The following is a 22,350-nucleotide window of genomic DNA, read 5'->3' on the forward strand; positions in this document are numbered from 1 at the left end:
TCCTCAGCTCCCGACGGTGAGTTCGCCGCTGAGCTTCGCGTGCAGGTGGGCGCTGGGTGCGTTCAGGCCGGTGATCTCCACGGTCTTGCCGTGCCCGGCGTACCGGTGCTCGATCGCGTCGAGGGCGGCCACCGAGGAGGCGTCCCAGATGTGGGCGGCGGAGAGGTCGATGACCACCTTGTCCGGGTCGCCGGCGTAGTCGAACTGCTCGACCAGGTCGTTCGAGGAGGCGAAGAACAGCTCGCCGGTCACGCAGTGGAGGACTTGGCCGCCGTCCGGATCGCGGACGGAGGTGACGTTCGCCAGGTGAGCGACGCGCCGGGCGAAGATGACCATCGCGGTGACGGAGCCCACGACGACGCCCACGGCCAGGTTGTGGCTGACGACGACGCACGCGACGGTGACGGCCATGACGGCGATCTCGCCGGCGGGCATCCGCTTGAGGGTCTTCGGCGCGATGGAGTGCCAGTCGAAGGTCGCGAAGCAGACCATCACCATGACGGCGACGAGGGCCGCCATCGGAATGTCGGAGACCACCGGCCCGAAGGCGATGCACAGCACCATCAGGAATGCGCCGGCGAGGAAGGTCGACAGGCGCGTACGGGCGCCCGACACCTTCACGTTGATCATCGTCTGGCCGATCATCGCGCAGCCGCCCATGCCGCCGAAGAACCCGGTGACGATGTTCGCGATGCCCTGGCCGATGGACTCCCGCGTCTTCGAGGACCGCGTGTCGGTGATCTCGTCGACCAGCTTCGCCGTCATGAGCGACTCCATCAGCCCGACGAGCGCCATGGCCAGCGCGTACGGCGCGACGAGGGCCAGCGTGTCCAGGGTGAGCGGTACGTCCGGCAGGCCCGGCACCGGAAGTGCGGACGGCAGCGCGCCCTTGTCGCCGACGGTGGGGACCGCGATGCCCGCGGCCACGGTGATCGCGGTGAGGATGACGATGGACACGAGCGGGGCCGGGACCGCCTTGGTGACCTTCGGGAAGAACACCATCAGCGCCAGCCCGGCCGCCATGAGCGGGTAGACGGGCCAGGGAACGCCGAGCAGTTCGGGGACCTGGGCCATGAAGACCAGGATGGCGAGGGAGTTGACGAAGCCGACCATCACCGAGCGCGGGATGAACCGCATCAGCTTCGCCACGCCGAGCGCGCCGAGCACGATCTGGAAGACGCCGGCCAGGATCACCGCGGCGACCAGGTAGCCCAGCCCGTGCTGCCGGTTCAGCGGAGCGATCACGAGGGCCACGGCGCCCGTCGCGGCGGAGATCATCGCCGGACGCCCGCCGACGACCGAGATCACGACGGCCATCGTGAACGAGGCGAACAGTCCGATCGCCGGATCCACTCCGGCGATGATCGAGAACGAGATCGCCTCGGGGATCAGGGCCAGTGCGACGACCAGACCGGCGAGGACCTCGGTCCGGAAGACCTTCGGCGAGAGCCAGGCCGGTCGCGCCGGACGGCGGAAGCCGGGCAGCAGCCGTGCGGATATGGGTTCGGGGGAAGAAGGCACGGGGCGCAGACCTCGGGCTCGGGCACACCCGAACCGGCAGGCGGGCGCGCGGAGAAGACACGAAGGGCGAGGTCGCTCAGGACGGCGGGGAGAAGCCGACCAAGACCTTCTCCCAGATGCCTCCCGAACAATCTCCGGAGACGCAGGAAGGGCCTGATCCACTGAATGGATCAAGCCCTTGACCTGGTCTTACGAAGTCGGGGTGGCGGGATTTGAACCCACGACCTCTTCGTCCCGAACGAAGCGCGCTGCCAAGCTGCGCTACACCCCGATCGCCGCCTTGCAGCGCTGCTGCCCTGGCGACATCGATTACTTTAGCGGACCTCTCGCCGGAGACGAAATCCGGTTTTCGCGGAGCGGTCGCGAGGCGGTCGCGGGGCGAGGGGAGCGGCCGGGCGCCAGCGGGAAAGCGCCGGGACGGCGTACGTCGGCGAGGTCAGCACATCGACGTACTGGGGGAGGGTGGCGCAGCCCCTACGCCTTCGGGGTGAGAGTGAGGAGTGTCGCCTCCGGCGGACACGCGAAGCGCACCGGGGTGAACCGGTTCGTGCCGCAGCCCGCCGAGACGTGCAGGTACGCGCGGTGGCCGCCCGCCTCGTGCGTGGACAGGCCCTTCACCCGCTTGGTGTCCAGGTCGCAGTTGGTGACCAGCGCCCCGTAGAAGGGGATGCACAACTGCCCGCCGTGGGTGTGGCCCGCGAGGATCAGCGGGTACCGGTCGGCGGTGAAGGCTTCGAGGACGCGCAGGTACGGGGCGTGCACCACGGCCATCGAGAAGTCCGCGTCCGACTCCGGTCCGCCGGCGACCCTCTCGTAGCGGTCCCGCTTGATGTGCGGGTCGTCGAGCCCGGTGAAGGCCAGCTCCAGGCCGTCCACCTTCAGTCGCGCCCTGGTGTTCGTGAGGTTCTGCCAGCCCGCCGCGTCGAAGGCGTCCCGCATCTCCTCCCACGGGTTGTGGACGGCGCCGACGACCGGCTTGTTGCCGTTCAGCCCGTGCCGGCCCTGGACCTTCTCGATCAGGTAGCGCCCCGGGTTGCGCAGCCGCGGCCCGTAGTAATCGTTCGACCCGAAGACGTACACGCCCGGGAAGGACATCAGCGGGCCCAGGGCGTCGAGCACCTCGGGGATGCCCTCGGTGTCGGAGAGGTTGTCGCCGGTGTTCACGACGAAGTCCGGGCGCAGGCCTGCCAGCGACTGGAGCCAGGCGCGCTTCTTGCGCTGCCCGCCGACCATGTGGATGTCGGAGACCTGGAGCACGCGCAGCGGGCGCATCCCCGGGGGAAGGACCGGCACCGTGATCCGGCGCAGGCGGAAAGACCGCGCCTCGAAACCGGCGGCATAGGCCACACCTGCGGCCCCCACCGCCGCGATTCCGGCAGCCGCCTTCAGGGGTACTCCGTAACGCGCACGCATGGACCCATCGTCGCAGACGCGGAAAACCGATGGGCGCCACCGGCCCCGCACCTGGCAGACTCAGGTGCATGACCACGCTCAAGGCCAAGCTCCAGGAAGACCTCACGACCGCCATCAGGGAGCGGAACGAGCTGCACTCGTCCACGCTCCGACTGACCCTCTCCGCCATCACCAACCAGGAGGTCGCGGGCAAGGAAGCACGCGTGCTCTCCGACGAGGAAGTCCTCAAGGTGATCGCCAAGGAGGCGAAGAAGCGCCGCGAGGCGGCGGAGGCCTTCGCCCAGGGCGGCCGTCCCGAGCAGGCCGCCCGGGAGACCGCGGAGGGCGAGTTCCTCGACACGTACCTGCCCAAGCAGCTCAGCGACGACGAGCTCGTCGCGATCGTGACGCAGGCCGTGGCGGAGGCCAAGGCGGCGGGTGCCGAGGGGCCGCGGGCCATGGGCGCCGTCATGAAGATCGTGAACCCGAAGGTCGCGGGGCTGGCGGAGGGCGGGCGCGTCGCCGCCGTCGTCAAGCAGCAGCTCTCGTAGCTCTCGTAGCAGCGGGAGGAGAAGCACCCGTAGAAGCGCCCGTAGCAGCGCCAAAGGGAGGGCCCCGGCCGTTTCGGCCGGGGCCCTCCCTTTCTGCTGTGCGCGCGCCGACCGCTACTGGTCGTCGCGGCCGCCGATCAGGCCGCCCGGGGAGATCGTGATCCCGGGGAAGGGGGTCTCCGGATCGGTGCCGCCCGTACCGCCGGTGGCTCCGGCGGTCTGCCCGCCGGGCCGCCCGCCGGGCTTGCCGTCACCGCCCGGCTTGCCGGGCTTGTTCGGGTTGGTGGGCGGCTTGTTGCCGCGGGCGCCGCCGGAGGGGACGTTCGGTTCCGGGATGCTGACCGTGGTGAAGCGCAGGGCCTCACGACCGGACAGCGCGCCCGTGACCGCGTCCTTCCAGATGGGGCCGGGCAGGCCGCCACCGAAGACCTTTTCGAAGGGCTTGCCGCCGATCACGATGTTCTCCATCGTGATCTTCTTCGCGCCGCCCGAGCCGACCCACACCGCGCCGGAGATGTTCGGGGTGTAGCCGACGAACCAGGCGTTGTAGCGGGAGTCCGTCGTACCGGTCTTGCCCGCGCTGTCCCGGTCGGTCAGACCGGCCCGCTCACCGGTACCGGAGTCGACCACTCCGCTCAGCAGGGTGTTGATGGTGTCGGCGGTCGTCTGCGACATCGCCCGGTCGCACTTGCTCTTCGGCACCGAGAGCGCCTTGCCGTGCGAGTCGGTGATCGACTCGATGGCGACCGGGGTGCAGTAGACCCCGCGGTTGGCGAAGGTCGCGTACGCGTTGGCCATCGTCAGCGGGGACATCTCCTCCGCGCCGAGCGCGATGGCGGGACCGTCGGCCAGCTTCGCCCCGCTCGCCGGGACCACACCGAGCTTCTGCGTCATCTCCGACACCGGGCACAGGCCGATCTCGGAGATCATCTCGACGAAGTAGGTGTTGATCGACTTCTCCATGGCCGTCTTCAGCGCATAGGGGCCGATCTCGTCCTCGGTCTCGTTCTCCGCCGACTCCTTGGCGTTGTTGACGTACTGCGTGCCGTCGCAGCGGGAGATCCCGCTCGGGTAGTCCATCTTGTTCGGCGCCGCGTACACCTTCGTCGGCGGCACACCCCGCTCCAGCGCCGCGGCCGCGATGAACGGCTTGAAGGTCGAGCCGACCTGGAAGCCGAAGTTCGAGCCGCCCATCCGCTTGTCCACGGAGTAGTTGATCTGCGTCTCGTTCTTCCCGAAGCCGTACGGCTTGGACTGACCCATCGCCAGCACCCGGCCGGTGCCCGGCTGGACCATGGTCACAGCCGTCGCGATCGAGTCCTCCTGGTAGACGTGGTCCTTGATCGACTCGTTGGCCGCGTCCTGCGACTGCGGGTCCAGGGTGGTGCGTACGGTCAGGCCGCCCTGGTTCCAGACCTTCGCCCGCTCCTCGCGCGTCTTGCCGAAGACCGGGTCGGTCAGGAAGGAGTTGCGCACGTAGTCGCAGAAGAAGCCCGCGCCCTTGACCGCGGTGATGCAGCCGTTCTTCGGCTTGGTCACCTTCAGGGTGACCGGCTTCGCCTTCGCCGCGTCCGCCTCCGCCTGCGAGACGTCCTTGGTGTCGGCCATCCGCTGGAGGACGATGTTGCGGCGCTTCGTCGCCTCCTGCGTGTCGTTCACCGGGTCGTACCGGCTCGGCGACTGCACGACGCCCGCCAGCAGCGCGGACTCCTCCAACGTCAGGTCCTTGGCCGGCTTGCTGAAGTAGCGCTGGGCGGCGGATTCGATTCCGTAAGCCTGCTGGCCGAAGTACGTGATGTTGAGGTAGTTCTCGAGGATCTTCTTCTTCCCGAGCTCCTCCTCGACCTGGATCGAGTACTTCAGCTCGCGGATCTTTCGCCCGAGGCTCTTCTCCTGGGCCTCGCGCACCTTGGTCTCGTCGTCGCCGGCCTCTTCGACGAACACGTTCTTCACGTACTGCTGGGTGAGCGTGGAGGCGCCCTGCGCCGCGCCGCCCTCCTGCGCGTTGCGGTTGACCGCGCGCAGGATGCCCTTGAGGTCGACCGCACCGTGCTCGTAGAAACGGGAGTCCTCGATCGCGACGATCGCCTTCTGCATGTACGGGGAGATCGCCGTGAGCGGGACCACCTGACGGTCGCGTGAATAGATGGTGGCGATCAAGCCACCTTCCGCGTCCAGAATCGTGGTCCGCTGGCTCAGTGGCGGAGTCTTGAGATTGGCCGGGATCTCATCGAATCCCTCGACCGTGCCCTTGGCGGCCAGCCCCAGGGCGCCCGCGGCCGGGATCGCCATACCGGCCAGCACAACTCCGGAGAGAACGGACACACCGAGGAACTTGGCGGCCTGCTGGCTCCCCGTGAGCCCGCCGCCCGAGCGCTTCTTTCCCATGGAGGGCAGCCTACGTTCTGATTCGCCGGACATGCGCGAATGCCTTGGCCTAAGCTGTCCCCAACTGTCACAGCAGTGTGGTGCGACATCAACCCCTCGGCTTGATTTTCACCCTTCCCGAATGGGGTGGACTCATGTCCGAATCTCGCCCCTCTGCTGAAGTCGAGCCGCCGATTACACCCGAATTGCCGGAATGGCCGGGCATGTCGCCGGATCACTCCGTCGGGTGATCTGCCGCTTACCCATAGTCCGTTCGGACCATTCAAGATTGGGCCCGTCGGGGGTGTTGCACTGTGCCCTCCTTCCGTAACGTCCTCAACTGGCAGCGGTGAATATGCCGCTACCGCCGTGGGGGAGCCTCGATTCGGGAGAGGACGGCGCCGGGATGGGCTGGGTTACCGACTGGAGTGCGCAGGCAGCCTGCCGCACTACCGATCCGGATGAACTGTTCGTTCAAGGAGCGGCACAGAACAGGGCCAAGGCGGTGTGCACCGGATGTCCGGTGCGGACCGAATGCCTGGCCGACGCGCTCGACAACCGTGTCGAGTTCGGCGTGTGGGGCGGAATGACCGAGCGGGAACGACGTGCGCTGCTGCGCCGGCGTCCCACCGTCACCTCGTGGCGACGGCTGCTCGAAACCGCACGTACGGAGTACGAGCGCAGCACAGGCATCCTCACCATGGATGCAGACGCGGAGATCGACGTTCCGTACGAGACGTACGCGGCAGCCGGGTAGACCACACGGCCACCACGTCGTACGAACGCCTACGCTCCGGCCGGAACCCCGGCCGCGAGTCGCTCTCCGATGGCCCGCAGCCCGGCGAGGTCGTGTACATCGCCGGGCAGGGCGGCCACTTCGGCCACCGGCACCTCGGGGTGCAGTGAGGTGAAGCGATCGCGTGTGCGCCGTTCGCGCGCGATCATCTGCATCCGTTCGGCATGCAGACGCAGCAGTCCTGCGGTGATCTCGTCCACATCGGGTGAATCGTCGGGGGAGTGGTCGGACGGATGGTCGGGCGAGTGATCCGGTGAGTGGTCCGGGGAGTCGTCGGCCGAGTCACGAAGTCCAGCTTTCCCGGACTCCTGATCGACAATGCCGCCCTCCTCAAGATTCTCTGCGGCGGCCAACGCCCGTTCGGCGGACAGCTGGTCGGCGCCACTGCCGTGCACCCGGTTCAGCACCAGTCCGGCCAGCGGCATGCGCTCCGCGGCCAGCCGCTCCACGAAGTACGCCGCCTCGCGCAAGGCGTCCGGTTCGGGCGCAGCGACCACGAGGAAGGCCGTGCCGGGAGCCTGGAGCAGTCGGAAGGTCGCGTCCGCGCGCGTGCGGAAACCGCCGAACATCGTGTCCATCGCGGCCACGAAGGTCTGCACGTCCTTCAGCAGCGAGGCCCCCATCAGCTTGCTGAGCGTGCCCGTCATCATCGACATGCCGACATTCAGGAACTTCATGCCGGCCCGGCCGCCCACCTTCGCGGGAGCCATCAGCACCCGGATGAACTTCCCGTCCAGGAAGGACCCGAGACGCGTCGGCGCGTCCAGGAAGTCCAGCGCGGACCGGCTCGGCGGGGTGTCCACGATGATCAGGTCCCAGTCGTCCCGGGCCCGCAACTGCCCCAGCTTCTCCATCGCCATGTACTCCTGCGTGCCCGCGAAGCCGGCCGACAGCGACTGGTAGAAGGGGTTCGCGAGGATGGCCTGGGCCCGCTCGCCGTCCGCGTGCGCCTCGACGATCTCGTCGAAGGTCCGCTTCATGTCCAGCATCATGGCGTGCAGTTCACCGCCGCCCGCCTCGGCCCCCGCCCCTACGGTCGCCACCTTGCGCGGGGTGTTGTCCAGCGAGTCGATCCCCATCGACTGCGCGAGCCGCCGCGCCGGGTCGATCGTCAGCACGACCGCCTTGCGCCCGCGCTCGGCCGCCCGCACGCCGAGCGCCGCGGCCGTGGTGGTCTTGCCGACCCCGCCCGCGCCGCAGCACACGATGATCCGGGTCTCCGGGTCGTCCAGCAGCCCGTCGACCGCCAGCTTCGGCGGAGTGTCGAGGCCCACGGTGTCCACCCCCTCGCTCATTCGGCCACCGACTGCTTGCGCAGTTCCTTGGCCAGCTCGTACAACCCGGCCAGATCCATCCCCGCCCCGAGCAGCGGGAGTTCGTACGTCGGCAGGTCCAGCCCCGCCAGTACGGCGCGCTGCGCGCGCTCCAGCTCCACCCGGCCCGCGTGCTCGGCGGCCTGCGCGAGCAGCGGGTCCACCAGCCGCTCGGCCAGCCCGCCGCGGCGCGCGCCGCCCAGGCCCGCCCGGGAGAGCGCCCGGGCGACCTCGGCGCGGTGGTCGCCGGCCGCGGTGCGCAGGGTGTCCTCGTCCAGGTGGTGCGGCCGCACCATGTTGACGACGACCCGGCCGACGGGCAGCCCGGCCTCCTTGAGCTCGGCGATGCCGTCCGCGGTCTCCTGGACGGGCATCTCCTCCAGGAGGGTGACCAGGTGCACGGCCGTCTCGGGGGACTTGAGCACCTTCATGACGGCCTGCGCCTGGTTGTGGATCGGCCCGAACCGGGCCAGGCCCGCCACCTCGTCGTTGACGTTCAGGAACCGGGTGATCCGCCCGGTCGGTGGCGCGTCCATGATCACGTGGTCGTAGACGTACCGGCCGGCCTTGTCCTTGCGCCGCACCGCCTCGCACGCCTTGCCCGTCAGCAGCACGTCGCGCAGCCCGGGGGCGATGGTCGTCGCGAAGTCGATCGCGCCGAGCTTCTTGAGCGCGCGGCCGGCCGAGCCGAGCTTGTAGAACATCTGGAGGTAGTCCAGCAGCGCCCGTTCGGCGTCGATGGCGAGCGCGAAGACCTCGCCGCTCCCGCCGGGCGCGACCGCGATCTTCCGCTCCTCGTAGGGGAGCGCCTCGGCGCCGAAGAGCTGCGCGAGCCCCTGCCTGCCCTCGACCTCCACCAGAAGAGTCCGCTTGCCCTCGCGTGCGAGGGCAAGCGCGAGTGCCGCGGCGACCGTGGTCTTGCCGGTGCCGCCCTTGCCGCTGACCACCTGGAGCCTGCTCACAGCGTCCGAGCCTAACCACTCGACTTCCGGGGCGCGCATGAGCCCCGCACCACAGGCACTACCCTCGCTCCCATGACCAAGAAGTTCGAATACGCGACGGTTCCGCTGCTGGTACACGCCACCAAGCAGATCCTGGACACCTGGGGCGAGGACGGCTGGGAGCTCGTCCAGGTCGTGCCCGGCCCGAACAACCCCGAGCAGCTCGTGGCCTACCTCAAGCGGGAGAAGGCATGAGCGGCGTCGTCGAGGCGAAGCTGGCCGAACTCGGCCTGACCCTGCCCGAGGTGGTCCCGCCGCTGGCCACGTACCAGCCGGCCGTGCGCTCGGGCTCGTACGTGTACACCGCGGGCCAGCTCCCGATGATCAAGGGCAACCTGCCGGTCACCGGCAAGGTCGGCGCCGAGGTCTCGCCGGAGCAGGCCAAGGAGCTGGCCGCCACGTGCGCGCTGAACGCCCTGGCCGCCGTCAAGTCGGTCATCGGTGACCTCGACAAGATCGCGCGTGTCGTCAAGGTCGTCGGCTTCATCGCCTCGGCCCCGGACTTCACGGCCCAGCCGGGCGTGCTGAACGGTGCGAGTGAGCTCCTGGGCGCCGTCCTCGGCGACAAGGGCGTCCACGCCCGCAGCGCGGTCGGCGTGGCGGTCCTGCCGCTGGACGCGCCGGTCGAGGTCGAGTTCCAGGTCGAGCTGGTCCCCGGAGCCTGACCCCTCCGGGGCGGGTTCCGCTGGTCGGGCCGGCGCCGTGGTCGGGGGCCCTGCCCCCGAACCCCCGCGCCTCAAACGCCGGCGAGGCTGGAATTGCCCTCCGGGCATCCAGCCTTGCCGGGCGGACGGCATCGGCCAAGTCCAGCCCCGCCCGCGCCGCCCACGGCACCGGGAGACACTCGAACATCGGGCCGGATGGCCGTAGCATCCGGCCATGCCGAATGGTCAGCACGGTCAGCAGCAGCCTCCCGCCGGAGGCCAGTGGTACCCGCCGGAGTGGCCCGACCGCATCCGCGCGCTCGCGGACGGCTCGCTCACCCCGGTGGAACCGAGGCGCGCCGCCACCGTCATGCTCCTGCGCGACACCCCCGAAGGCCCCGCCGTGCACATGCTGCGCAGACGGGCCTCCATGGCCTTCGCCGGGGGCGCCTACGCCTATCCGGGCGGCGGGGTCGACCCGCGCGACGAGGAGCACCAGGTCGGCTGGGCCGGGCCGACGCGGCAGGACTGGGCCGATCGCCTCGGCACGGACACCCGTACCGCCCAGGCCATCGTCTGCGGCGCCGTACGGGAGACCTTCGAGGAGGCGGGCGTGCTGCTCGCCGGGCCGACCCCGGACACGGTCGTGGGCGACACCACCGGCGACGACTGGGAGGCCGACCGGGAGTCCCTCGTGGCGCGGGAGCTGTCCTTCGCCGAGTTCCTCGACCGCCGCGGCCTGCGGCTGCGCTCCGATCTGCTGGGGGCGTGGGCGCGCTGGATCACCCCCGAGTTCGAGCCGCGGCGCTACGACACCTGGTTCTTCGTCGCCGCCCTCCCCGAGGGTCAGCGCACCCGCAACGCCTCCACCGAGGCCGACCGGACCGTCTGGATCCGCCCGGCCGACGCGGCCGCCGGCTATGACAAGGGCGAGCTGCTGATGATGCCGCCCACCATCTCCACCCTGCGCTCCCTGGAGCCGTACGGGAGCGCCGCCGACGCGCTCACCGCGGCCGCCGCCCAGGACCTCACCCCGGTCCTGGCCCAGGCCGCGCTGGAGGACGGCCAGCTGGTGCTCAGCTGGCCGGGCCACGACGAGTTCACCAAGCGCGTCCGGCTCGGGCGCCCCGGAGGCCCCGCATGACCGACGCCGCCGCACTTCCCGGACAGCCCCGCGGAGTCGTCACCTCCGGGCCCGCGACCGCCCGCGCGGTGAACATCCTGGCTCCCAACGCCTCCGCGATGACCCTGGACGGCACCAACACCTGGCTGATCTCCGAGCCCGACTCCGACCTCGCCGTCGTGATCGACCCCGGACCGCTGGACGACGCACACCTGCGGGCGGTCATCGCCACCGCCGAACGGGCCGGCAAGCGGATCGCCCTCACCCTGCTCACCCACGGCCACCCCGACCACGCCGAGGGCGCGGGCCGCTTCGCCGAGCTCACCGGCACCCACGTGCGCGCCCTGGACCCGGCACTGCGCCTCGGGGACGAGGGGCTGGCCGCCGGGGACGTGATCCGGACCGGCGGGCTGGAGCTGCGCGTGGTGCCCACCCCCGGCCACACCAGCGACTCGCTCTGCTTCCACCTGCCCGCCGACCGGGCCGTGCTCACCGGCGACACCATCCTCGGCCGTGGCACCACCGTCGTCGCCCACCCCGACGGCCGCCTCGGGGACTACCTGGACTCCCTGCGCCGCCTGCGCTCGCTCACCGTGGACGACGGGGTGCACACCGTCCTGCCGGGCCACGGCCCGGTCCTGGAGGACGCCCAGGGTGCCGTCGAGTTCTACCTGGCCCACCGTGCGCACCGGCTCGCGCAGGTCGAGACCGCCGTCGAGAACGGCTTCGTGACCCCCGAGGCGGTCGTCGCCCAGGTCTACGCGGACGTGGACCGCTCCCTGTGGCTGGCCGCGGAATGGTCCGTCCGGGCGCAGCTGGAGTACCTTCAAGATCACGGACTGATCCCTGGAGGGCCCGAATGAACACCGTGTTTCTGCTGGTCATGCTGGTTGCCACGGCCGGATGGATCACCTCTACGGTGACCCTCCGGGTGCAGAGCCTCCAGCAGAAGGCGGACCGGACGGAGCGCCGCCTGGCCCTGGTGCTGGACCACTTCGGCATCGAGGAGCCGGAGCCCGCCGGGATGGACGAGGTACGCGCCCTGCTCAAGGCCGACCGGAAGATCTCGGCGATCAAGGAGTACCGCCGCATCACCGGTGCGGGCCTGGCGGAGGCCAAGCTGGCCGTGGAGGCCCTCGAGCTCGCCCAGCAGCCGTAGCAGCCGTAGCAAGCCCTTGGAGGGCCCCGGGCAGCCGCGAGCAGGCACTGGGCAGGGTCTGAGCCGGCGCGGGCCTGGCGGGCCTATCGGGGCGTCTTCGTGCCGTGCCTGGCCGTGTACTCGTCCGCGAGCCACGGTCCGAGGTCCTCGACGTACGTGCGCAGCACGGCCGGGTCCGTGACCGGATCCAGCGCCACGGAGGCCGCGGCCGCCATCTGGGCCGCGCGCTGCGGGTAGTACATGCCGAAGATCTCCGCGGACTCGGCGAGATCGCTGGTCCAGCCGCCCCACCTCGGCATGACCAGCGTGAACCCGGTGCGTACCAGGTGCCGCGCGAAGCCGCGGCTCAGCTTCCGGTACTCCTCCGGTGTCGACGCCTCCCGTACCCGCGTGCGCCACCGGGGCAGTACGTCGGCCAGGCCGCCGTTGGTCTCCCGCGCGAGCACGGCGTCCGGGCGGTACCGCGGCAGGTGCTCGGCCAGGTCCGCGCCCAGCAGCGGGGTGCACAGGCAGGCGAGGAACCAGCCGAGGTCGTACCGCTCGGGCTCGCTCAGCAGGGTGTCCTTGCCGTAAAGCAGGATGGCGACCCCGTCGACCTCCGGGAACTCCTCGTCGAGCCCGCGCGCCAGCACCTCGGCGGTGTCCCGGTCCTCCTCGGTGGGCTCGTGGTGCAGGGCGAGCAGCAGGTCGAGGTCGGACCGCCCGGGCCGGGCCGTTCCGCGCGGCACGGACCCGTACAGGTAGGCGCTGTGCAGCCGGCGCCCGTACGCCTGCGCGATCTGCTCCCGCGCGGCCGCGACGACGGCCCTGAACTCGCTCTGGACCAGGCCGAGGGACCCCTCCCGCTCGATGTATCCGTGCGCGTCCAGACCTCTGTGCTCCATGCATCCACTGTGCAGCGCTCGGCCTCGTGGGCGTTCGAGGCGCGGGGGTGCGGGGCAGCCACCCCGCAACGGCGCCGCACCCGGATACGCCGAAAGGGGCCCCACCCCACCGGGCGGGACCCCTCGAACGGCTGGGACGGGCGTCAGCGGGACCGCTTCGCGAGGCGCTCCACGTCCAGCAGGATCACGGCGCGGGCCTCCAGGCGGAGCCAGCCGCGGCCCGCGAAGTCGGCCAGGGCCTTGTTCACGGTCTCGCGCGAGGCGCCGACGAGCTGCGCGAGCTCCTCCTGCGTGAGGTCGTGCACCACGTGGATGCCCTCCTCCGACTGCACGCCGAACCGGCGCGACAGGTCGAGGAGCGCCCGCGCCACACGGCCGGGAACGTCGGAGAAGACCAGGTCGGACATCTGGTCGTTGGTCTTGCGCAGGCGCCGGGCGACGGCGCGCAGCAGCGCGGTCGCGACCTCGGGCCGGGCGTTGAGCCAGGGCTGGAGGTCGCCGTGCCCGAGGCCGAGCAGCTTGACCTCGGTCAGCGCGGTGGCGGTGGCGGTGCGCGGGCCCGGGTCGAAGAGCGACAGCTCGCCGATCAGCTCGCCGGGGCCGAGGACGGCCAGCATGTTCTCGCGGCCGTCGGGGGAGGTGCGGTGCAGCTTCACCTTGCCCTCGGTCACGACATACAGCCGGTCGCCGGGGTCGCCCTCGTGGAACAGGGCGTCACCGCGTGCGAGGGTCACCTCGCCCATGGAGGCGCGGAGCTCCGCGGCCTGCTCGTCATCGAGCGCCGCGAAGAGCGGGGCGCGCCGCAGAACGTCGTCCACGAGTCTCTCTCCTATGTCGACCAGCTCAGGGGACCGTGCTCCCCATTTTGCCGGACGGCTCAAACAGTGCGATCAATCACAAGGATGCCGGACGGACGGGCGTGCTGTGCGGCGAGAAGCCAATCGGGGTGGTGTTACCTGAGGTCCGGACGGGTGTCAGCGGTCGGCCTTAGGCTGGCTGGGTGTCCAATAAGCCGGTGAGAGCACAGGCCAAGGGGTCCGCAGGAGTGACGGACGCCCACAATTCAGCCGTGGGCGAACAAGCCCCATTGAAGGCGTCCGCGGAGGTCGCGGCCACCCCTCAGGGCAAAGTTTCGGCCAAGAAACCGAAGACGGCGCAGCCCGGACCGCCGCAGCGGGCCGAATCCCGCCTGGCCATGGTGCGCAGGGCGCGCCGCATCAACCGCGAGCTGGCCGAGATCTATCCGTACGCCCATCCGGAGCTCGATTTCCGCAATCCCTTCGAGCTGCTCGTCGCGACGGTGCTGTCCGCGCAGACCACCGACCTGCGGGTGAACCAGACGACACCGGCCCTCTTCGCCGCCTACCCGACCCCCGAGGACATGGCCGCGGCCGCCCCCGAGGATCTGGAGGAGCTCATCCGGCCGACCGGGTTCTTCCGGGCCAAGTCCAGGTCCCTGCTCGGCCTCTCCCAAGCCCTGCGGGACAACTTCGGCGGGGAGGTGCCGGGCCGGATCGAGGACCTGGTGACCCTGCCCGGGGTGGGCCGCAAGACCGCGAACGTGGTCCTCGGCAATGCGTTCGGTGTCCCGGGGATCACGGTGGACACCCACTTCGGCCGGCTGGTGCGCCGCTGGAAGTGGACCGAGCAGGAGGACCCGGAGAAGGTCGAGGCGGAGATCTGCGCGATCTTCCCGAAGAGCGAGTGGACGATGCTCTCGCACCGGGTCGTCTTCCACGGCCGGCGGATCTGCCACGCCCGCAGGCCCGCCTGCGGGGCCTGCCCGATCGCCCCGCTCTGCCCGGCGTACGGGGAGGGCGAGACGGACCCGGAGAAGGCGCGGAAGCTCCTCAAGTACGAGAAGGGCGGCCAGCCGGGCCAGCGCCTGACCCCGCCCCCGGACTACCCGGGCCTCCCGGCCCCGGCCAGATCAACCCTCGCCGGCGATTGAGGCGCGGGGTCCGGGGCGGAGCCCCGGCAGCGGCGCCGCAGCCGTAGGAACGAATCGGTACCCGGACCGCGTTGGCGGTGTGGGAGAACACGGACAGGGGTGCCTATGACGCGCGGTACGCGGGACGAGACGACCACGGGAGCCCAGGAGGCCGGCGAGATCGCCGTCACCACCGACGGGCTGCCCGCGTGGCTGGACCCCGTCGTCGCGGCCGCGCAGACGGTCGAGCCGCAGCAGCTGAGCCGGTTCCTGCCGCCCGAGGACGGCCGCGGGCGGCAGTCGGCCGTGCTCGTCCTGTTCGGCGAGGGCCCCCGCGGCCCCGAGCTGCTGCTCATGGAGCGCGCCGGCACCCTCCGCTCGCACGCGGGCCAGCCCTCCTTCCCCGGCGGCGCCCTCGACCCGGAGGACGGCGATCCGCACACCACCGGCCCGCTGCGCGCCGCCCTGCGCGAGGCCGAGGAGGAGACCGGACTCGACCCCTCCGGTGTCCAGCTCTTCGGGGTGCTGCCACGGCTGTACATCCCGGTCAGCGAGTTCGTCGTGACCCCGGTCCTCGGCTGGTGGCGCACCCCCAGCCCGGTCGGCGCCGTGGACCCGGCCGAGACGGCCCGCGTCTTCACGGTTCCCGTGGCCGATCTCACGGACCCCGAGCACCGGGTCATGGCCGTCCACCCGGGCGGCCACCAAGGGCCGGGATTCACCGTCGAATCGGCTCTGGTCTGGGGTTTCACCGCCGGAGTGATCGACCGGATCCTGCACTTCGCGGGCTGGGAGCGCCCCTGGGACCGCTCGCGGCAGGTCCCGCTCGACTGGCGCGCATGAGACGGTGACCCACGTGAACGTGCTGGACATCCTGTTGTTGCTCGCCGCCGTGTGGTTCGCGATCGTCGGCTACCGCCAGGGGTTCGTCGTCGGCATCCTGTCGGTGATCGGATTCCTCGGCGGTGGCCTCGTCGCCGTGTCCCTGCTCCCGCTGATCTGGGACCGGGTGACGGACAACGGCACCCAGGTGTCCACCACGGTCGTGGTCGTCGCCGTCGTCGTGATCATCGTCTGCGCCTCGATCGGCCAGGCCCTGACCACCCACTTGGGGAACCGGGTCCGCCGCCAGATCACCTGGTCACCGGCGCGCGCCCTCGACGCGACCGGCGGGGCCCTGGTCAACGTGGTCGCGATGCTGCTGGTGGCCTGGCTGATCGGTTCGGCGCTCGCCGGGACCTCGCTGCCCACGCTGGGCAAGGAGGTCCGCAATTCCAAGGTGCTCCTCGGCGTGTCCCGGGTGCTGCCCGACCAGGCGAACACCTGGTTCTCCGACTTCAGCTCCACCCTCGCGCGCAACGGCTTCCCGCAGGTGTTCACCCCGTTCTCGAACGAGCCCATCACCGAGGTGCAGGCACCGGACCCGGACCTCGCCGCCAGCCCCGTCGCCGATGTGGCCAAGCGCTCGATCGTGAAGGTCGTCGGCACCGCTCCCAGCTGCAGCAAGGTGCTGGAGGGCACCGGCTTCGTCTTCGCGCCGGGCAAGGTGATGACGAACGCGCACGTCGTCGGCGGGGTCGGCGAGCCGACCGTACAGATCGGCGGCGAGGGCAAGCTGTACGACGGCAAGGTCGTGCTCTACGACTGGGAGCGCGACATCGCGGTCCTGGACGTGCCCAAGCTGAAGGCCCCGCCGCTGGAGTTCACCGACAAGGACGCGGTGAGCGGCAGCGACGCGATCGTCGCCGGCTTCCCGGAGAACGGCGCGTACGACGTCCGCTCGGCCCGTGTCCGCGGGCGGATCAACGCCAACGGCCCGGACATCTACCACCGCGGTACCGTCCGGCGCGACGTCTACTCGCTCTTCGCGACGGTCCGTCAGGGCAACTCCGGCGGCCCGCTGCTGACGCCCGACGGCAAGGTGTACGGGGTCGTCTTCGCGAAGTCCCTCGACGACCCGAACACCGGTTACGCGCTGACGGTGGACGAGATCCGCGAGGACATCCGGATCGGCAAGGTCGCCGAACGACGGGTCGAGAGCCAGGGCTGCGCGCTCTGAGGGCCGCCGCCGGGGGCGCCGCCGGGGGGCGGCGGCTCCCGCCTGGTCTCTACGTCCGTGGATGGCGCAGGCGCGCCGAGACCCAGCGGGCGCGGCGGCGCAGGATGCGCGGAATCCCGAGGCGGAGGTCGTGGCCGTGCCGGCCGGCCCTCTCGTGGGGGCCCGGCATGGCTGCCGAGCGGCGTTCGTGCGCGGTGTCACCGTGGTCGTGCGTCCAGCTCATACTCCGAGCTCTGCCCGTGCCCCAAGGTCGGTAACCCCGTCAGCGGCGGCCAATTGGCCTATGCGCCGGGCAATTGAATGCTCGTAAGGCGATCGGATGAGCGAACTGCCCGCCGTTCAGGGTCTGGTCACCGGCCGGTCGGCGGCCCGGTCAGCAGCCCGGTTGCCGGTCCGGTCAGCGGTCCGGCTCCGGATCCTTCAGCCAGTTCACCAGCTCCGTCGAGAAGGCGACGGGGTCCTCCTCGTGCGGGAAGTGCCCGAGGCCGTCGAACAGCCGCCACCGGTACGGGGCTTCGACGTACTCACCGGATCCGGCCGCACTCCGCGTCCGCATCACCGGGTCGAGCGAGCCGTGCAGATGCAGCGTGGGCACCCGCACCGGGCGCTTCATCCGCCGGTTGAACTGGAGCCCGTCGGGCCGCGCCATCGAACGCATCATCCAGCGGTACGGCTCGATCGAGCAGTGCGCGGTGGACGGGATGCACATGGCCCGCCGGTAGACGGCGAGATCCTCTTCCTCGGGCAGCCGCGGCCCGGACCAGTCCCGGATCAGGTCCCCTACGAGCGCCCCGCCGTCGGCGACGAGCTGACGCTCGGGCACGAACGGCCGCTGGAAGCCCCAGATGTGTGAACTCGCCCGTGTCTGTCCGAAGTCCGACAGCATCGCCGAGCGCCAGCGGCGCGGGTGCGGCATGGACGAGACGACGAGCCGGCGCACCAGCTTGGGCCGCATCACCGCCGCCGTCCAGGCGAGGTACCCGCCCAGGTCGTGCCCGACCAGGGCGGCGTCCGGCTCGCCGAGGGACCGTACGACCCCGGTGATGTCGAGCGCCAGATTGGCCGGGTCGTAGCCGCGCGGGGTGCGGTCGCTGCCGCCCACCCCGCGCAGGTCCATCGCGACCGCCCGGTATCCGGCGTCGGCGAGCGCGACCAGCTGGTGCCGCCAGGTCCACCAGAACTGCGGGAAGCCGTGGAGCAGCAGCACCAGCGGCCCGTCACCGAGCTCGGCGACGTGGAAGCGGGCGCCATTGGCGGCGACATCCCGGTGCGTGACCGCTTGCCCGCCGGGGAGGTCGAGCCGTACCGCCGTGGCAGCTGTGGGGGGAATGCTGGGTTCCGGCGTGGGCGCTGTCATGAGGACGAGCGTGCCACACCCACAGCCTTGTCACTCACCGGCCGCTGGTGCGGCTTGACGGTCCCGACCAGCGCGGCGGTCTGCTTGACGGAGGCGATGGACTTCTCCGGCGGCTTGACCTTCTTGAACTTCCGTACGGCGATCAGCACCAGCAGGCCCGCGATCAGCAGGAACGAGCCGCCGACGATCAGGAAGGACCACGCGAGCCCGAGCCCGAGGTTGTGGATCCCGTAGGCCGCGGCGATGGTCAGCGCCGGGAGGGAGAAGAGCGCGAGCGCGACCGCGGCCGCGATGGAGGCGGTACCACTGCCCACGCGCTTGACGTCCTGGCGGATCTCCGCCTTGGCGAGGGCGATCTCGTCGTGCACCAGGGCGGACATCTCGGCGGTGGCCGAGGCGACCAGTTGGCCGAGCGTGCGCTCGGCTCCCCGCGCCGCGTCGTCGTCCACTGCGCTCATCGCTCTCTCCCTTTGTCGTCTGCTGCCGGGCGGCTGTCCTGCGTCCTCAGTCAGATCATGCCGGACGGTCGCCCCGGGCGTTGGACCCGGCCGTGTTTTCGAGGGCCGTCGCTCCCGTGTTCTCGGCCTTGCGGCGGTGTTCCGCGGCCCTGTCCTCGTAGATCTTCGCCATCCGCAGGTGGTACTCCGGGTTGTGCTCCTCGTAGATGTCCGGGATGCCGTCGCGGTCCTCGTCGCGCTCCTCCGCGTCGGTGAGCGCCCGGTACTTGCGGTTGCGGAGCTTGAGCATGACGCTCGCGATCACGGCCGCGATGAGTGAGCCGATCAGGACGGCGGCCTTGACCTCGTCGGTGAGGACCGCGTCGCCGGTGAAGGCGAGTTCGCCGATCAGCAGGGAGACGGTGAAGCCGATGCCGGCGAGCGAGGCCACGGCGAGCACGTCCGGCCAGGCGAGGTCCTCGTTCAGTTCCGCCTTGGTGAAGCGGGCGGCCAGCCAGGTGCCGCCGAAGATGCCCACCGTCTTGCCGACGACCAGGCCGAGGACCACACCGAGCGTCTCGGGCCGGGTGAAGACCTGCCTGATGGACTCGTCGGAGAGCGAGACCCCGGCGGAGAACAGTGCGAAGAGGGGCACGGCGAGACCGGCCGAGACGGGACGGACCAGGTGCTCGATGCGCTCGCCGGGAGAGTGCTGCTCGCCGTCCCTGCGGGTACAGCGCAGCATCAGGCCCATGGCGACACCGGCGATGGTGGCGTGGACGCCGCTGTTGTACATCAGGCCCCAGATGGCCAGGGCGAGCGGAAGGTAGACGTACCAGCCGCGGACGCCCCGGCGGAGCAGGAACCAGAAGAGGACCAGGCCCACGACCGCGCCGCCGAGCGCCAGGAAGTTGATCTCGCTGGTGAAGAACACCGCGATGATCATGATGGCGAAGAGGTCGTCGACCACCGCGAGGGTCAGCAGGAAGGCGCGCAGGGCCGACGGCAGGGAGGTGCCGATGACGGCGAGGACGGCCAGCGCGAAGGCGATGTCGGTGGCGGTCGGAACCGCCCAGCCGGCCATCGAGCCGTCGCCGAAGGTGTTGACCAGTACGTAGACCAGCGCGGGTACGGCCATGCCGCACACGGCGGCGATCACCGGGAGGGCGGCCGCCTTGGCGTCGCGCAGATCGCCCGCGACGAGCTCGCGCTTGAGCTCGATGCCCGCGACGAAGAAGAAGACGGCGAGGAGCCCGTCGGCCGCCCAGTGCTGGAGCGAGAGGTCCAGGCCGAGGGAGGCGGGGCCGATGTGGAAGGACCGGACGCTGTCGAAGCTGCCCGAGACGCCGGGGATGTTCGCCCACAACAGGGCGGCGATCGCGGCCACGAGCAGCAGCACACCGCCGACCGTCTCGGCACGCAGGGCATCGGCGACGAAGCGGCGCTCGGGCAGCGAGAGCCGTCCGAGGAACTTGCGGCTCTGGTGGTCGGTGGGGCTGGGCGCGGCCACGAGGGGACACCTCCGGGGGTCGGATGGACGGCATGGCGAAGCTCGTTGCCGACCAGACTTCCCGGCGCACCCTGTGGTCTTTATTAACGCTTTCAATATTTTACAGGGTGCACGCGAGGACGTATCCGGTGATCGTCACTTTATGTGCGAAAGGGGCACCCGGCACGGCGCGCCGGATGCCCCTTCCGGGGGTGTCTCGCCCGGTCCTTGCTCAGCCCGTGATCAGTCCTCGCTGCCGGCGGCGGCCGGAAGCTTGCTCTGGATCAGGTCCATGACCGAGGAGTCGGCCAGCGTGGTGACGTCACCGACCGCGCGGTTCTCCGCCACGTCGCGCAGCAGGCGGCGCATGATCTTGCCCGAACGGGTCTTCGGGAGCTCCTGGACCGGCAGGATCCGCTTCGGCTTGGCGATCGGGCCCAGTGTGGCGCCCACGTGGTTGCGCAGGTCCGCGACCAGGCTCTCGGTCTCGGAGGCGCTGCCCCGCAGGATGACGAAGGCCACGATGGCCTGGCCGGTGGTCTCGTCGGCCGCTCCGACCACGGCCGCCTCGGCGACCGACGGGTGCGAGACGAGCGCCGACTCGACCTCGGTGGTCGAGATGTTGTGGCCGGAGACCAGCATCACGTCGTCCACCCGGCCGAGCAGCCAGATGTCGCCGTCGTCGTCCTTCTTGGCGCCGTCGCCCGCGAAGTACTTGCCCTCGAAGCGCGACCAGTAGGTGTCGATGAACCGCTGGTCGTCGCCCCAGATGGTGCGCAGCATCGACGGCCACGGCTCGGTGAGGACCAGGTAGCCGCCTCCGCCGTTCGGGACCTCGTTCGCCTCGTCGTCGACGACGGTGGCGGAGATACCGGGCAGGGCGCGCTGGGCGGAGCCCGGCTTGGTGGACGTGACACCCGGCAGCGGGGAGATCATCATCGCGCCGGTCTCGGTCTGCCACCAGGTGTCCACGATCGGGCAGCGGTCGCCGCCGATGTGCTTGCGGTACCAGATCCAGGCCTCGGGGTTGATCGGCTCGCCGACCGAGCCCAGCACGCGCAGGCTCGACAGGTCGAACTTCGCGGGGATGTCATCGCCCCACTTCATGAACGTCCGGATGGCCGTGGGCGCCGTGTAGAGGATGGTGACGCCGTACTTCTGCACGATCTCCCAGAACCGGCCCTGGTGCGGGGTGTCCGGCGTGCCCTCGTACATCACCTGGGTGGCGCCGTTCGCGAGCGGCCCGTAGACGATGTACGAGTGCCCGGTCACCCAGCCGATGTCGGCGGTGCACCAGTAGACGTCGGTCTCCGGCTTCAGGTCGAAGACCGCGTGGTGGGTGTACGCGGCCTGCGTGAGGTAGCCGCCCGAGGTGTGCAGGATGCCCTTGGGCTTACCCGTCGTCCCCGAGGTGTAGAGGATGAAGAGCGGGTGCTCGGCGTCGAAGGCCTGCGGGGTGTGCTCGGCGGACTGGCGGCCGACGACCTCGTGCCACCAGACGTCGCGGCCCTCGGTGAAGGCGGTGTCCTGGCCGGTGCGCTGCACGACGAGCACGTGCTCGACCTGCGGACACTTGGCGACGGCCTCGTCGATGGCGGGCTTCAGGGCGGTCGGCTTGCCGCGGCGGTAGCCGCCGTCGGCGGTGATGACCAGCTTGGCGTCGGCGTCCTGGATGCGGGAGGCGACGGCGTCGGCGGAGAAGCCGCCGAAGACCACGGAGTGCGCGGCGCCGACGCGGGCGCACGCGAGCATCGCGACGACCGCCTCGGGGATCATCGGCAGGTAGACGGCGACGCGGTCGCCGGCCTGGACGCCCAGCTCGGTCAGGGCGTTGGCGGCCTTGGAGACCTCGTCCTTGAGTTCGGCGTAGGTGATCGCGCGGCTGTCGCCGGGCTCGCCCTCGAAGTGGATGGCGACGCGGTCGCCGTTGCCGGCCTCGACGTGGCGGTCCACGCAGTTGTAGGCGACGTTCAGCTTGCCGTCCGCGAACCACTTCGCGAAGGGCGGGTTCGTCCAGTCGAGCGTCTCCGTCGGCTCGGTGACCCAGGTCAGCCGCCGGGCCTGCTCGGCCCAGAAGCCCAGCCGGTCCGCGTCGGCCTGTGCGTACGCAGCCTGTGTCACGTTGGCGGCGGCGGCCAGATCGGCAGGCGGTTCGAACCGCCGCTCCTCCTTGAGCAGATTGGCCAGGCTTTCATTGCTCACGACATCTCCCAATCCCAGGGTGTCCGTTGTGTCCCCGGGCATAGCTCATCAGTCGGCGGCCCGGGTGACAAGGGGTAGCCGAGAATTGGTTTAGACCTATATCACGATGCGGGCCACCCGGGAAC

General features: G+C 70.6%; 22 protein-coding genes and 1 tRNA gene. 10 read left to right on the top strand and 13 right to left on the bottom strand.

From position 1 onward, the window contains the following. Positions 1-3 precede the first annotated feature (3 nt). From ACZ45T_RS20995 to ACZ45T_RS21005, 3 genes are all read right to left on the bottom strand, one after another. Positions 4-1,521, bottom strand: coding sequence for a SulP family inorganic anion transporter (locus tag ACZ45T_RS20995; RefSeq protein WP_468443395.1), 1,518 nt, complete (start codon positions 1,519-1,521; stop codon positions 4-6). 197 nt (positions 1,522-1,718) lie between these two features. Beyond that, a tRNA-Pro gene (locus ACZ45T_RS21000) sits at positions 1,719-1,792 on the bottom strand. A 203-nt stretch (positions 1,793-1,995) separates the two neighbouring features. Continuing rightward, positions 1,996-2,934, bottom strand: a complete 939-nt coding sequence (locus tag ACZ45T_RS21005; RefSeq protein ID WP_468443397.1) for a metallophosphoesterase — start codon at positions 2,932-2,934, stop codon at positions 1,996-1,998. Between the two features lie 68 nt (positions 2,935-3,002). Here ACZ45T_RS21005 and ACZ45T_RS21010 point away from each other — a divergent pair, with 68 nt between their 5' ends. Continuing rightward, complete coding sequence (locus ACZ45T_RS21010) at positions 3,003-3,464, top strand: GatB/YqeY domain-containing protein (RefSeq protein ID WP_468443399.1); 462 nt, start codon at positions 3,003-3,005, stop codon at positions 3,462-3,464. 114 nt (positions 3,465-3,578) lie between these two features. Here ACZ45T_RS21010 and ACZ45T_RS21015 read toward each other — a convergent pair whose 3' ends face one another. Beyond that, positions 3,579-5,852, bottom strand: a complete 2,274-nt coding sequence (locus tag ACZ45T_RS21015) for a transglycosylase domain-containing protein (RefSeq protein WP_468443401.1) — start codon at positions 5,850-5,852, stop codon at positions 3,579-3,581. A 385-nt stretch (positions 5,853-6,237) separates the two neighbouring features. Here ACZ45T_RS21015 and ACZ45T_RS21020 point away from each other — a divergent pair, with 385 nt between their 5' ends. Then, positions 6,238-6,588, top strand: a complete 351-nt coding sequence (locus ACZ45T_RS21020) for a WhiB family transcriptional regulator (RefSeq protein ID WP_030648100.1) — start codon at positions 6,238-6,240, stop codon at positions 6,586-6,588. Positions 6,589-6,617: 29 nt separating this feature from the next. On the opposite strand, the gene bagB is transcribed toward ACZ45T_RS21020, so the two are convergent. Next, positions 6,618-7,922, bottom strand: a complete 1,305-nt coding sequence (gene bagB / locus ACZ45T_RS21025) for an ATPase BagB (protein WP_468443403.1) — start codon at positions 7,920-7,922, stop codon at positions 6,618-6,620. Further along, a complete protein-coding gene (gene bagA / locus ACZ45T_RS21030) occupies positions 7,919-8,902 on the bottom strand; it encodes an ATPase BagA (protein ID WP_468443405.1) in 984 nt (327 codons plus the stop codon). The genes bagB and bagA overlap by 4 nt, the downstream gene beginning before the upstream one ends. Positions 8,903-8,974: 72 nt before the next feature. Here bagA and ACZ45T_RS21035 point away from each other — a divergent pair, with 72 nt between their 5' ends. The 5 genes from ACZ45T_RS21035 (at position 8,975) to ACZ45T_RS21055 (ending at position 11,867) form a co-directional block, all read left to right on the top strand. Then, positions 8,975-9,136 (top strand): DUF4177 domain-containing protein, encoded by a 162-nt coding sequence (locus ACZ45T_RS21035; RefSeq protein WP_007264966.1) that lies wholly within the window; start codon positions 8,975-8,977, stop codon positions 9,134-9,136. Further along, complete coding sequence (locus ACZ45T_RS21040; RefSeq protein ID WP_468443407.1) at positions 9,133-9,606, top strand: RidA family protein; 474 nt, start codon at positions 9,133-9,135, stop codon at positions 9,604-9,606. The genes ACZ45T_RS21035 and ACZ45T_RS21040 overlap by 4 nt, the downstream gene beginning before the upstream one ends. Positions 9,607-9,820: 214 nt before the next feature. Further along, positions 9,821-10,729 carry an NUDIX hydrolase gene (locus tag ACZ45T_RS21045; RefSeq protein ID WP_468443409.1) on the top strand — a complete coding sequence of 303 codons (909 nt, stop codon included), beginning with the start codon at positions 9,821-9,823 and terminating at the stop codon, positions 10,727-10,729. After that, positions 10,726-11,571 (top strand): MBL fold metallo-hydrolase, encoded by an 846-nt coding sequence (locus tag ACZ45T_RS21050; RefSeq protein WP_468443411.1) that lies wholly within the window; start codon positions 10,726-10,728, stop codon positions 11,569-11,571. The genes ACZ45T_RS21045 and ACZ45T_RS21050 overlap by 4 nt, the downstream gene beginning before the upstream one ends. Next, positions 11,568-11,867: a ribosomal protein L7/L12 gene (locus ACZ45T_RS21055; RefSeq protein ID WP_468443413.1), complete on the top strand. Its 300-nt coding sequence runs from the start codon at positions 11,568-11,570 to the stop codon at positions 11,865-11,867. The genes ACZ45T_RS21050 and ACZ45T_RS21055 overlap by 4 nt, the downstream gene beginning before the upstream one ends. An 83-nt stretch (positions 11,868-11,950) precedes the next feature. On the opposite strand, the gene ACZ45T_RS21060 is transcribed toward ACZ45T_RS21055, so the two are convergent. Next, positions 11,951-12,751 carry a nucleotidyltransferase domain-containing protein gene (locus ACZ45T_RS21060; RefSeq protein ID WP_468443415.1) on the bottom strand — a complete coding sequence of 267 codons (801 nt, stop codon included), beginning with the start codon at positions 12,749-12,751 and terminating at the stop codon, positions 11,951-11,953. 143 nt (positions 12,752-12,894) lie between these two features. Beyond that, entirely contained in the window at positions 12,895-13,569 is a 675-nt protein-coding gene (locus tag ACZ45T_RS21065) for a Crp/Fnr family transcriptional regulator (RefSeq protein WP_003981529.1), read from the bottom strand. A 251-nt stretch (positions 13,570-13,820) separates the two neighbouring features. Between ACZ45T_RS21065 and nth the strand changes: the two genes are divergently transcribed. From nth to ACZ45T_RS21080, 3 genes are all read left to right on the top strand, one after another. Next, entirely contained in the window at positions 13,821-14,702 is an 882-nt protein-coding gene (gene nth / locus ACZ45T_RS21070; RefSeq protein WP_468443417.1) for an endonuclease III, read from the top strand. A 105-nt stretch (positions 14,703-14,807) separates the two neighbouring features. Further along, positions 14,808-15,524, top strand: coding sequence for an NUDIX hydrolase (locus ACZ45T_RS21075; RefSeq protein WP_468443419.1), 717 nt, complete (start codon positions 14,808-14,810; stop codon positions 15,522-15,524). A gap of 13 nt (positions 15,525-15,537) precedes the next feature. Then, positions 15,538-16,740: a MarP family serine protease gene (locus ACZ45T_RS21080; protein WP_468443421.1), complete on the top strand. Its 1,203-nt coding sequence runs from the start codon at positions 15,538-15,540 to the stop codon at positions 16,738-16,740. Positions 16,741-16,789: 49 nt separating this feature from the next. On the opposite strand, the gene ACZ45T_RS21085 is transcribed toward ACZ45T_RS21080, so the two are convergent. The 5 genes from ACZ45T_RS21085 to acs all read right to left on the bottom strand — a co-directional run bounded on the left by ACZ45T_RS21085 (position 16,790) and on the right by acs (position 22,267). Beyond that, positions 16,790-16,963 (bottom strand): hypothetical protein, encoded by a 174-nt coding sequence (locus ACZ45T_RS21085; protein WP_468443423.1) that lies wholly within the window; start codon positions 16,961-16,963, stop codon positions 16,790-16,792. 174 nt (positions 16,964-17,137) lie between these two features. After that, complete coding sequence (locus tag ACZ45T_RS21090; protein ID WP_468443425.1) at positions 17,138-18,097, bottom strand: alpha/beta fold hydrolase; 960 nt, start codon at positions 18,095-18,097, stop codon at positions 17,138-17,140. Beyond that, positions 18,094-18,555 (bottom strand): phage holin family protein, encoded by a 462-nt coding sequence (locus tag ACZ45T_RS21095; RefSeq protein ID WP_468443427.1) that lies wholly within the window; start codon positions 18,553-18,555, stop codon positions 18,094-18,096. Before ACZ45T_RS21095 ends, ACZ45T_RS21090 begins: the two co-directional genes overlap by 4 nt. A 55-nt stretch (positions 18,556-18,610) precedes the next feature. Continuing rightward, positions 18,611-20,044 carry a Na+/H+ antiporter NhaA gene (gene nhaA / locus ACZ45T_RS21100; RefSeq protein WP_468443429.1) on the bottom strand — a complete coding sequence of 478 codons (1,434 nt, stop codon included), beginning with the start codon at positions 20,042-20,044 and terminating at the stop codon, positions 18,611-18,613. A gap of 222 nt (positions 20,045-20,266) precedes the next feature. Then, positions 20,267-22,267: an acetate--CoA ligase gene (gene acs / locus ACZ45T_RS21105; protein WP_468443431.1), complete on the bottom strand. Its 2,001-nt coding sequence runs from the start codon at positions 22,265-22,267 to the stop codon at positions 20,267-20,269. Positions 22,268-22,350 lie beyond the last annotated feature (83 nt).

The organism is Streptomyces sp. NPDC030995 (assembly GCF_055571215.1).

Coding starts and splice junctions, on each gene's coding strand:
- ACZ45T_RS21005 (WP_468443397.1), bottom strand. CDS start 2,934: ATGCGTGCGCGTTACGGAGTACCCCTGAAGGCGGCTGCCGGAATCGCG.
- ACZ45T_RS21010 (WP_468443399.1), top strand. CDS start 3,003: ATGACCACGCTCAAGGCCAAGCTCCAGGAAGACCTCACGACCGCCATC.
- ACZ45T_RS21015 (WP_468443401.1), bottom strand. CDS start 5,852: ATGGGAAAGAAGCGCTCGGGCGGCGGGCTCACGGGGAGCCAGCAGGCC.
- ACZ45T_RS21020 (WP_030648100.1), top strand. CDS start 6,238: ATGGGCTGGGTTACCGACTGGAGTGCGCAGGCAGCCTGCCGCACTACC.
- bagB (WP_468443403.1), bottom strand. CDS start 7,922: ATGAGCGAGGGGGTGGACACCGTGGGCCTCGACACTCCGCCGAAGCTG.
- ACZ45T_RS21035 (WP_007264966.1), top strand. CDS start 8,975: ATGACCAAGAAGTTCGAATACGCGACGGTTCCGCTGCTGGTACACGCC.
- ACZ45T_RS21040 (WP_468443407.1), top strand. CDS start 9,133: ATGAGCGGCGTCGTCGAGGCGAAGCTGGCCGAACTCGGCCTGACCCTG.
- ACZ45T_RS21045 (WP_468443409.1), top strand. CDS start 9,821: ATGCCGAATGGTCAGCACGGTCAGCAGCAGCCTCCCGCCGGAGGCCAG.
- ACZ45T_RS21050 (WP_468443411.1), top strand. CDS start 10,726: ATGACCGACGCCGCCGCACTTCCCGGACAGCCCCGCGGAGTCGTCACC.
- ACZ45T_RS21055 (WP_468443413.1), top strand. CDS start 11,568: ATGAACACCGTGTTTCTGCTGGTCATGCTGGTTGCCACGGCCGGATGG.
- ACZ45T_RS21060 (WP_468443415.1), bottom strand. CDS start 12,751: ATGGAGCACAGAGGTCTGGACGCGCACGGATACATCGAGCGGGAGGGG.
- ACZ45T_RS21075 (WP_468443419.1), top strand. CDS start 14,808: ATGACGCGCGGTACGCGGGACGAGACGACCACGGGAGCCCAGGAGGCC.
- ACZ45T_RS21085 (WP_468443423.1), bottom strand. CDS start 16,963: ATGAGCTGGACGCACGACCACGGTGACACCGCGCACGAACGCCGCTCG.
- ACZ45T_RS21090 (WP_468443425.1), bottom strand. CDS start 18,097: ATGACAGCGCCCACGCCGGAACCCAGCATTCCCCCCACAGCTGCCACG.
- ACZ45T_RS21095 (WP_468443427.1), bottom strand. CDS start 18,555: ATGAGCGCAGTGGACGACGACGCGGCGCGGGGAGCCGAGCGCACGCTC.
- acs (WP_468443431.1), bottom strand. CDS start 22,267: ATGCCCGGGGACACAACGGACACCCTGGGATTGGGAGATGTCGTGAGC.